Below are 9,950 nucleotides of genomic sequence, written 5' to 3' on the forward strand. Positions count from 1 at the left end.
CGCAACGGCGACGGCCCCGGCATCGCACTGCGCGCGGATCTGGATGCGCTGAACATGCAGGAGCTGGGCAAGGCCGCCCATGCTTCCACTTGCGCGGGCAAGATGCACGCCTGTGGCCACGACGGCCATACCGCCATGCTGCTGGGCGCGGCCGCGCACCTGTCGCGCAACCGCGATGCCTTCCGCGGCACGGTGCATTTCGTGTTCCAGCCCGCCGAGGAGAATGAAGGCGGCGGCCGCGTGATGGTGGAAGAGGGCCTGTTCGACGAGTTCCCGGCCGATGCCGTCTATGGCATGCACAACTTTCCCCAGTTGCCGCGCGGCAAGTTCGCCATCCGCGCCGGCACCATGACCGCGTTCCTGGACAATTTCGAGATCGTCATCACCGGCAAGGGCGCGCATGGCGCCCAGCCGCACCACGGCATTGACTCCGTGGTCGTCTCAGCGCACCTGATCACCGCGCTCCAGACCATTGCCAGCCGCCGCACCGATCCCACTGACTCGGTCGTGGTCAGCATCACCCAGATCCACGGCGGCGATACCTGGAACGTGCTGCCTGAATCGGTGGTGCTGCGCGGCACCATCCGCACGCTGAACCCCGCGGTGCGCGACCGCACGCAGACCGAGATGCGGCAGATCTGCGAAGGCGTGGGAACGACCCACGGCGCGCGGATCGCGATTGACTACCGCCCCGGCTACCCCGGCGTAGTCAACACCCCGGCAGAGACCGACGCCGCCATTGCCGCCGCCGCGCAACTGGTGGGTGCCGACAACGTGAAGACCGATATCAAGCCGGCAATGGGATCGGAGGACTTCGCCTTCATGCTGGAAAAGCGCCCCGGCGCCTATATCGGCATCGGCGCCGGCGAGAGCGCTGAAGACCCGCCGCTGCACAATCCCTACTACGACTTCAACGACAGGATCCTGCCGCTGGGCGCGGCGTACTGGGTGGCGCTGGTCACGCAGCAATTGCCGGCCAAATGACTTGCGCCCGTCAGGGCATGCGGGCCGCTTGCGCGAACACGTTCAGGAACCCCAGCGCGGGCTGCGCGCTGGTTTGCGCTTCGATGGCGGCAGCCAGCACCGGCGCAGGCAGCCAGGGATAGGGCAGCGCCGCCTGCAGGGCCGCCAGCGTGACCGCGCCGGGATCGGCGCTGGTGTCCATCCGTTCGATATGGATATGCAGGCTGGCGATACGGTAGGTGCCGTCATCGCCGGCGGCAAAGCCCCAGTGGTAGTAGCCCTTGCCGACGCGCAAGGCGTTGGCCGCGGTTTCGCGCATCACCACCAGCCAGGGGACCGTCATGGCGTTGCCGTTCAGCGCGGCCGCAACGTCGCCGATGTAGTAGGTCCGGCAGCGGTCGAACGTCTTCGCAAATTCGCTGACCAGCGTCGCGGCAATGGCATCCGCGCCTTCGGCCCTGGGCGGGAAGGTGATGTTGTCCGTATCGATCGAGAAGGTCAGCGACGCATCCGCGGCAAAGGCTGCGTGGATCAGCGCCGGGCGGTTGTTGTCCTTGGCCTCGACGTATTGGGCCAGCCGGGCTTTGGCGGTGGCGAGCGGGATTGTGTTCATGCTGGACTCAATGGCATGGGTTGAAAGGCGGGGGCCGCCGGGGTGGTGCGGCGAGTTTGATAGAATTTGGCACAAAGCTTGTATCAAAAGCTAAGTGGACATTCCGCCGATGGCAACGACTCCTGCAAACAAGAACCTGACCGTAACGCATCCGGCGTGCCTGGTCGACGGCTCGGACCGTGAGTTCCGGCACCTGGTGAATGGCCTGTTGCCGTTTGCCGCGCGCCTGCTGTCCGTGCGCGACGGCTTTGGCAGCCTGATCGGCCTGACGGGGGTCCAGTACTCGCTGATCCGCTCGATCCTGCACCTGTCGCAGCAAGGCGAGGTGACGGTCAACCAGCTCGCCGACCATCTGCACCTGAGCGGCCCGTTCATCACCATCGAGACCGGCAAGCTCAAGAAACTGGGGCTGATCGACAAGAAGGCCCATCCCGAAGACAAGCGCAAGATGCGTCTGACCATCACCGCCGCGGGGACCCGTCTGCTCAATGAACTGCTGCCGGTGCAGCAGCAGATCAACGACGTATTGTTCGACGGCGTTTCCCGCACCGAATTCAAGGTGCTGTGCTCGGTGGTGGGCCGGCTGGTCGCCAACGGCGATCGCGCCGCGCTGGATCTCGAACACCTGCAGGCGCGCCGGCAGAAAGGTTAGTGCGCGGCCCACTGCACCGTGCCGACATCGATGCCCTCCTGATGCATCTCCCATAGCGGGCTCAGCTCGCGCAGCCGGGTAACGGTCTCGCTGACCTGCCGGACGACTTCGTCCACTTCTGCCTCGGTGGTGTAGCGCCCCAGCGTAAAGCGGATCGAGCTATGCGCCAGCTCATCGCTGCGGCCCAGCGCCCGCAGCACGAACGAGGGCTCCAGCGAGGCCGAGGTGCAGGCCGAGCCCGACGACACCGCCACGTCCTTGATGCCCATGATCAGGGACTCGCCTTCGACATAGTTGAAGCTGATGTTCAGGTTGTGCGGGATACGGTGCGCCAGGCTGCCGTTGACATAGACCTCGTCCAGCCGCGACAGCCCCGCGAGCAGCAGGTCGCGCAATGCGCCCACGCGGCGCGCTTCTTCTGCAAGTTCCAGCTTTGCCAGCCTGAAGGCCTCGCCCATCCCCACGATCTGGTGCGTCGGCAGGGTGCCTGAGCGCATGCCGCGCTCATGCCCGCCGCCGTGGATCTGCGCCTCGATGCGGATGCGCGGCTTGCGCCGCACGTAGAGCGCGCCGATGCCCTTGGGGCCATAGACCTTGTGCGCCGTCACGGTGAGCAGGTCGATCTTCAGCGCTTCCAGGTCGATGGCGATCTTGCCGGCGGCCTGCACCGCATCGCAATGGAACACCACTCCCGCCGCGCGGCAGATCTCGCCGATCTGCGCCACCGGCTGGATCACGCCGATCTCATTGTTGACCATCATTACCGACACCACGATGGTGTCCGGCCGCATGGCCGCGCGCAGCGCGTCAAGGTCGATCAGGCCATCGGTGCCGACGTCGAGATAGGTCACCTCAAAGCCCTGCCGCTCAAGCTCGCGGCAGGTATCGAGCACGGCCTTGTGCTCGGTCTTGACGGTGATGATGTGATTACCCTTGCCGCGATAGAAATGCGCCGCGCCCTTGATCGCCAGGTTGTTGCCTTCGGTTGCGCCGGAGGTCCAGATGATCTCGCGCGGGTCCGCATTCAGCAGCGCCGCCACATGCGCGCGCGCGGTCTCGACCGCGTCTTCCGCCTGCCAGCCGTAGTAATGGCTGCGCGATGCGGGGTTGCCGAACTGCTGGTGCAGGTAGGGAACCATCTTCTCGACAACGCGGGTGTCGACCGGCGTCGTCGCGCTGTAGTCCATGTAGATCGGAAGGGTCTTCGGCTCGGATTGCATAGCGCTCATTCCTGGAGGCGGAGGTGGGGACGACCGTGGGCAAAGCGTACCCGCCGGTCAAGGAAAGTGAGGCCGAGTCTAGCACCGGGTAGCGGCCGTTCGCGGCGGTGCCATGTTGGCCGTAGGGTTGCTTGAGGCGCGGACAGCTGCAATTCCGGGCGCTTGGCGCCACCTGTCCGCTAACCGGAAAACCTTGTCCAGCATGGGTTCCGGACTTCATTGAGTCGCCCTGGGGGCGGTTCGGTTCCGCGCTCTAGGGTTTCCACCAACTTGAATAGCGTTGTTTTCTAGCATTCAATAAAACCTAAGTTACAAAGATAAATAAACAAAGTAACTGGTTTGGTGAGAACACTTGCGTAGGAGTCGTGATGGCTGAGTCATCTGTTGGTCGGGGCGTCAAAGCGGACGCCGAAGCGGACGCCGAAGCGCCGCGCCGCTTCAGGAATGCGTTGGCGATGTTTGCAACAGGCGTCGCCGTGATTACCGCGCCGCGGGAAGAGGGGTTGCCGGTCGGCATCACGGTGGCGTCGTTCAACTCGGTATCGCTGGACCCGCCGCTGGTGCTGTTCTCGGTGGACCGCCGCTGCCTGAGCCTGGGGGACCTGCGCACCGCGCGGCGCTATGCGGTCAACGTGCTGGCGGAGGCGCAGCAGGATATCTCCAACCGCTTCGCCAGGGCCAACTCCGGCAAGTGGGAAGGCATCGATTTCGGCAAGCGCGACGGGGACAACCATGTGCTGCTGCCGGATGCGCTGGCCACCTTCGAGTGCGAGCCCTATGCCCAGCACGACGGCGGCGACCACGTGATCTTTATCGGGCGGGTGGTCCGTCACCAGGCCCGCCAGGACGGCCGGCCCCTCATCTTCTTTGGCGGCAAGTACCGGGCGCTGGAAGACAGCCCGGCCGCCGCTTGAATCCACAAGAACAGACAGTCAGCACAGGAGAACGACATGATCAAGACCGGTAACCAGCACATCGCCATGCTGCGCGATGGCCGCGAGGTGTACCTGGACGGCAAGCGGGTGACGGACGTCACCAGCCATCCGGCCTTCCGCAACTCGATCCGCAGCTACGCCAGTCTTTATGACTTCCAGGCGCAGCCCGGCAATATCGACAAGATGACCTTCCAGCCCGCGGGCACCGACCGACGCGTCAGCCGGATCTGGGAGCTGCCGACCAGCTACAACGAACTGGTCGAGCGCCGCCAGATGCTGGAAGCCTGGACCGAACTGCACTACGGCTTCATGGGCCGCTCGCCCGACCACGTGGCTTCTTGCATTTCGGGCATGTACATGGGCATCGATGTCTTTGAGCAGGCCGATCCGGCCCGCGCCGGCGCGCTGCGTGACTACTACCGCTACGCCCGCGACAACGACCTGTTCCTCACCTATGTGATCGTCAACCCGCAGGCCAACCAGTCCAAGTCCGCGCACGAGCAGGAAGACAAGTACCTGGCGGTGGGCATCGTCGACCAGGACGCGGAAGGCATCACCGTGCGTGGCGCCAAGATGCTGGCCACCAGCGGCATCATGGCGAACGAAGTCTTCTGCAGCTGCATCCAGCCGCTGCGCGAGGGCGACGAGATGTATGCGCTGTCCTTCGCGGTGCCGATGAACACCAAGGGCCTGAAGGTGATGTCGCGCAAGTCGTACGAAGCCCATGCCACCTCGGTGTTCGACAACCCGCTGGCGAGCCGCTTCGACGAGAACGACGCGGTGCTTTACTTCGACGATGTCAAGGTGCCGTGGGAGCGCATCTTCGTCGCGGGCGACGTGGGCCTGTGCGCAAAGCAATTCCACGCCACGCCGGCGCACGTCTACCAGAACTACCAGTGCCAGGTGCGGCTGATGGTGAAGCTGCGCTTCCTGGTGGGCCTGGCGCACCGCATCACCGAGATCAACGGCACCAGCAGCTTCCCGCAGGTCAGGGAAATGCTGGGCCAGCTGGCCGCCGAGGCGGGCATGGTCGAGGCCTGGGTCTACGGCATGGAAGCCAAGGGCCAGGTCGGCAAGCACGGCTACTTCGTGCCGGACCGCAGCATGCTGTACGGCTCGCAGGTGGTGACCCAGCAGCTCTACGGCAAGGTGCTGGCCACGCTGCGCGAGCTGGCCGGCGGCGGCATGATCATGCTGCCGTCGAGCATCGAGGATTTCGCCAATCCGTCGCTCGCCGGGATCATCGCCAAGACGCAGAAGTCGCCGGTGTGCAGCCCGGAAGAGCGCGTCAAGTTCTTCAAGCTCGCCTGGGACGCGGTCGGCTCCGAGTTTGCGTCGCGCCACAACCAGTACGAGATGTTCTACGCCGGCGCCACCTTCGTCACCAAGGGCCATGCCTACCGCACCTACGACTGGCAGAACGCTGCCGGCCTGGTCGACAACATGCTCGGCAGCTATTCCCTCGAAAGCGAACTGGCCAAGCTGCCGCAGGCCGCCTGACACCCCGCACCGTTCCCATTTCCTGCATCGACTACGGAGATCGACATGGCAATCACCAAACTTCACGACGAGTTCCACACCCTGGACCTGGAGTCCGGCTGGGAGGTCCCCCACGGCTATCCTTCGGGTATCCAGCAGAAGATCCTGTCCGGCTCGCTGGACGAGGGCGGCCGCAGCGGCAGCCGTACCCGCCTGCTGCGCTTCCAGCCCGGCGTGTTCACCACCTCGCCGTTCGTGCATGAGTACTGGGAAGAGGTCTACCTGCTCAGCGGCGACCTGACCGTCGGCAATGACGCCGATGGCAAGGGCGGCGAAGCGTTTGTCCCCAACACCTACGCCTGCCGGCCGCCCGGCGCTTTCCACGGCCCGTTCAAGTCCAATGGCGGCTGCATGCTGATGGAGATCCACTACTATGACCCGGCCTGACCATGGAAGCGACCATCGCAACCGCACAGCGCCAGCTTGCCGCGGGCAGCGCCAACGCGCAGTCCTTGCTGGCGTCCTGCGTCGAACGTATCTGCAACCCCGGCGGCGAGGGCGCGCGCGTGTTTCCGCATGGCGTCAGCATGGCCGCGCGCAAGCAGGCCCAGGCCTGCGACATGCTGCGCGAGCAAGGCGTGGCCGGCCCGCTGGCGGGCGTACCGGTGTCCGTCAAGGACCTGTTCGACGTGCAGGGCGACGTGACCCGCGCCGGCGCCCTCGTGCTGCCGGAGCGTGCGGCCGGCGCCGATGCACCGGCCATTGCGCGCTTGCGCGCGGCGGGGGCGGTGTTTGTCGGACGCACCAATATGACCGAGTTCGCCTACTCGGGCGTCGGCATCAATCCGCACTACGGCACGCCGCGCAATCCCTACGACCGGCAGGCCGGCCGCATTCCGGGTGGCTCGTCGTCGGGGGCGGCGGTGTCGGTGACCGACGGCATGGCCTTGGCGGCGATCGGCTCCGACACCGGCGGTTCGTGCCGGATCCCGGCGGCGCTGTGTGGCATCGCGGGCTTCAAGCCCACGGCGCGCCGCGTGCCGCTGCAGGGCACGGTGCCGCTGTCGCCCAGCTATGACTCGGTGGGCTGCCTGGCCAACACCGTGGCGTGCTGCGCCGCCATCGATGCCGTGATGGCGGGCGAGGCGCCGCCCGCGGGGCCGGCGCCGCTGGCCGCGCTGCGCCTGGCGGTGCCCATCGGCCTGGTGCTGGAGGGAATGTCGGACGAGGTGGCCGAGGTCTTCAGCCGCACGCTGCGCCGGCTCTCGGCGGCGGGCGCGCTGCTGCAGGACGTGAGCTTCGACAGCTGGGACCAACTGGCCGGCGTCGGCGCGAACGGCGGCCTGGTCGCCGCGGAAGCCAGTGCCTGGCACGGCAATCTGCTGGCTGAGCAGGCGGATCGCTATGACCCGCGCGTGCTGTCGCGCATCCGACTGGCTGACGGGCAGCGTGCCGCCGACTACCTGCGCATGCTGCAGCGCCGGGGCGAGCTGTGCCGGCAGGCCGATGCCGAGCTGGCGGGCTTCGATGCCGTGGTCCTTCCCACCGTGCCGGTGGTGGCGCCGCGCATCGCGGACCTGGACGACGACGACGCCTTCTTCAGCACCAACCGGCTGCTGCTGCGCAACCCGGCCATCGCCAACATGCTCGACCTGTGCGCGCTGTCAGTCCCGTGCCATCGCCTGGGCGATGCACCGGTAGGACTGATGCTGTTCGGGCGCCACCTGTCCGACCGCAGGCTGCTGGCCATCGGCATGGGCATCGAGGCGGCATTGCGGCACGAACGGGGCTGAGCCCCCGCAGCAGTACAGAAGTACCCATAACTACAGTGGAGACAACAATGCCTGATATCCGTACCGGCGCCGCCGTACTGGCCTGCGCCACCTTGTTCGCGGCGACTGCTTCCGCAGCCGACCCGGCCCCCATCAGCGACGGCGTGGTCAAGATCGGTGTGCTGACTGACATGTCGTCCATCTTTTCCGACATCGGCGGCAAGGGCTCGGTGGTGGCCGCGCAGATGGCCGTGGATGATTTCGGCGGCAAGGTGCTGGGCGCCCCCATCCAGGTGGTCAGCGCCGACCACCAGAACAAGACCGATGTCGCCGCCACGCTGGCGCGCGGCTGGTTTGACAACCAGAAGGTCGACGTGATCCAGGACGCGCTGCCGTCGTCGGTCGCGCTGGCGGTGTCCAACCTGGGCAAGCTCAAGCACAAGATCGTCATCGCCAGCGGGGCCGGCACCACGCGCCTGAGCAATGAAGACTGCTCGCCCTACACCATCCAGTACTCGTACGACACCTATGCCTTTGCCGCCAACACGGTCAAGGCGCTGGCCCGGCGCGGCGACAACAGCTGGTACTTCCTGACGGTGGACTACGCGCTGGGCGCGTCGCTGGAGAAGGACGGCACCGAGGCCCTGTTTAGTGTCGGCGGCACCATGAGGGGCAAGGCGAAGCATCCGATCAATTCCGCCGACCTGTCGTCCTACCTGCTGCAGGGGCAGTCCTCGGGCGCGAAGGTGATCGGGCTGGCCAACGCCGGCGCCGACACGGTCAATGCGATCAAGACCGCCGCGGATTTCGGCATCAACACCGTGGGCAAGCAGAAGCTGGCCGGGCTGCACATGTTCATCAGCGACATCCACAGCCTGGGGCTGCAAGCCGCGCAGGGCATGACGCTGACGACATCGTTCTACTGGGACCGCGACGACGCTACCCGAGCCTGGTCGCAACGCTTCTTCGAGAAGACGGGCCGCATGCCGACCCTGGTGCATGCCGGCGTGTACTCGTCGACCACGCACTACCTGAAGGCGATCCAGGCCGCGCGCAGCGACGACAGCGATGCCGTGCTGGCGCGCATGCGCGAGACCCCGGTCAATGACTTCTTCGCGAAGAACGGCACGATCCGCGCCGATGGCCTGATGGTGCACGACATGTACCTGGTCGAAGTGAAGCGGCCACAGGAATCGAAGCGTCCCTGGGACTACTACAAGATCAAGAGCGTGATCCCCGCGAGCGAAGCGTTTCGTCCGCTCAGCGCAAGCACTTGCCCGCTGGTCAGGAAGTAAGCCCATATCCCTCACCGAGGCCGGCATTCCAGCCGGCGCTCCACCCCATTGCAGAGAGCAAGCGATCATGAAGACCCTTACCTTTGATATCGACACCCGCCAGGGTAAATCGCAACGCACTGTCACCATCCACCAGCTCATCGTGGCGGGCTGGACCGGCCGCGACGTCGAAGCCATGGAAGCCCACATCCGGGAACTGGAAGAGCTGGGCGTGAAGCGCCCACCCTACACCCCGGTGTTCTACCGCGTCGCTGCGCAACGCCTGGGGCCGGCGCCGGAAATCCAGGTCAGCGGCGGGGCCAGCAGTGGCGAAGCCGAGTTCCTGCTGGTCCGGGACGGCGATGAGATCCTGGTCGGCATTGCCTCGGACCATACCGACCGCGAGGCCGAGACCTACGGCATCACCGTGTCCAAGCAGATGTGCGAGAAGCCCTGTGCCCCGGCGTTGTGGCGTCTCTGTGAGGTGGAAGGCCACTGGGACCGGCTGGTACTGCGCTCCTACGCCACCATCGACGGCGAACGCGTGCTGTACCAGGAGGGCCCGGTGACCGCCATGCGCTCTCCGGCCGACCTGCTGGAGCGCTTCAGCGGCCATGGCGGCGATTTTGGCGAAGGCTCGGCGATGCTGTGCGGCACGCTGCCCGCCATTGGCGGCATCCGCCCGGCCGAGCGCTTCGAGATCGAGCTGGAAGATCCGGTGCTGGGGCGCACGCTGCGCCACGCGTACGCGGTTGCGGCGCTGCCCGTCGCGGGCTGAGCATGCCGCGCTATCCCAACCGACAAGACAGCGCCACGGAGTCACGGCCATGCACCACGACCTGATACTAGAGACCCGTAACCTCGGCAAGGCCTTCCGCGGCTTTACCGCGGTGAGCGACGTCAGCCTGCGGGTGCGCCGCGGGTCGATCCATGCGTTGATCGGCCCCAACGGCGCCGGCAAGACGACCTGCTTCAACCTGCTCACCAAGTTCCTGGAGCCGACCACCGGCACCATCCTTTTCAACGGCATCGACATCACCCG

The 9,950-nt window shown here is 66.1% G+C and carries 11 protein-coding genes; 9 read left to right on the forward strand and 2 right to left on the reverse strand.

The features are described from left to right. The coding region (locus tag A3A5_RS0106565; RefSeq protein ID WP_018309812.1) for an amidohydrolase at positions 1 to 984 on the forward strand (984 nt) is incomplete at its 5' end. Positions 985 to 994: 10 nt separating this feature from the next. On the opposite strand, the gene A3A5_RS0106570 is transcribed toward A3A5_RS0106565, so the two are convergent. Then, entirely contained in the window at positions 995 to 1,576 is a 582-nt protein-coding gene (locus tag A3A5_RS0106570; RefSeq protein ID WP_018309813.1) for a nuclear transport factor 2 family protein, read from the reverse strand. Between the two features lie 109 nt (positions 1,577 to 1,685). Here A3A5_RS0106570 and A3A5_RS0106575 point away from each other — a divergent pair, with 109 nt between their 5' ends. Beyond that, complete coding sequence (locus tag A3A5_RS0106575) at positions 1,686 to 2,228, forward strand: MarR family winged helix-turn-helix transcriptional regulator (RefSeq protein ID WP_018309814.1); 543 nt, start codon at positions 1,686 to 1,688, stop codon at positions 2,226 to 2,228. Here A3A5_RS0106575 and A3A5_RS0106580 read toward each other — a convergent pair. After that, complete coding sequence (locus A3A5_RS0106580; protein ID WP_018309815.1) at positions 2,225 to 3,448, reverse strand: IscS subfamily cysteine desulfurase; 1,224 nt, start codon at positions 3,446 to 3,448, stop codon at positions 2,225 to 2,227. The genes A3A5_RS0106575 and A3A5_RS0106580 overlap by 4 nt on opposite strands. A gap of 368 nt (positions 3,449 to 3,816) precedes the next feature. Between A3A5_RS0106580 and A3A5_RS0106585 the strand changes: the two genes are divergently transcribed. The 7 genes from A3A5_RS0106585 to A3A5_RS0106615 form a co-directional block, all read left to right on the forward strand. Beyond that, complete coding sequence (locus A3A5_RS0106585; RefSeq protein ID WP_018309816.1) at positions 3,817 to 4,362, forward strand: flavin reductase family protein; 546 nt, start codon at positions 3,817 to 3,819, stop codon at positions 4,360 to 4,362. A gap of 36 nt (positions 4,363 to 4,398) precedes the next feature. Then, positions 4,399 to 5,883, forward strand: a complete 1,485-nt coding sequence (locus A3A5_RS0106590; RefSeq protein WP_018309817.1) for a 4-hydroxyphenylacetate 3-hydroxylase family protein — start codon at positions 4,399 to 4,401, stop codon at positions 5,881 to 5,883. A 45-nt stretch (positions 5,884 to 5,928) separates the two neighbouring features. Continuing rightward, complete coding sequence (locus tag A3A5_RS0106595) at positions 5,929 to 6,309, forward strand: cupin (RefSeq protein WP_018309818.1); 381 nt, start codon at positions 5,929 to 5,931, stop codon at positions 6,307 to 6,309. 2 nt (positions 6,310 to 6,311) lie between these two features. Further along, positions 6,312 to 7,655: an amidase gene (locus A3A5_RS0106600; protein WP_018309819.1), complete on the forward strand. Its 1,344-nt coding sequence runs from the start codon at positions 6,312 to 6,314 to the stop codon at positions 7,653 to 7,655. Between the two features lie 47 nt (positions 7,656 to 7,702). Continuing rightward, entirely contained in the window at positions 7,703 to 8,929 is a 1,227-nt protein-coding gene (locus A3A5_RS0106605) for an ABC transporter substrate-binding protein (protein ID WP_018309820.1), read from the forward strand. Positions 8,930 to 8,996: 67 nt separating this feature from the next. Beyond that, on the forward strand, positions 8,997 to 9,686 hold the full coding sequence (locus A3A5_RS0106610) for a DUF2848 domain-containing protein (protein ID WP_018309821.1): 690 nt from the start codon (positions 8,997 to 8,999) through the stop codon (positions 9,684 to 9,686). A gap of 49 nt (positions 9,687 to 9,735) precedes the next feature. After that, positions 9,736 to 9,950 (forward strand): ATP-binding cassette domain-containing protein (locus A3A5_RS0106615; RefSeq protein WP_026200524.1); only part of this gene is annotated, 215 nt, incomplete at its 3' end.

This window comes from Cupriavidus sp. UYPR2.512 (genome assembly GCF_000379565.1).
Taxonomy (GTDB): domain Bacteria; phylum Pseudomonadota; class Gammaproteobacteria; order Burkholderiales; family Burkholderiaceae; genus Cupriavidus.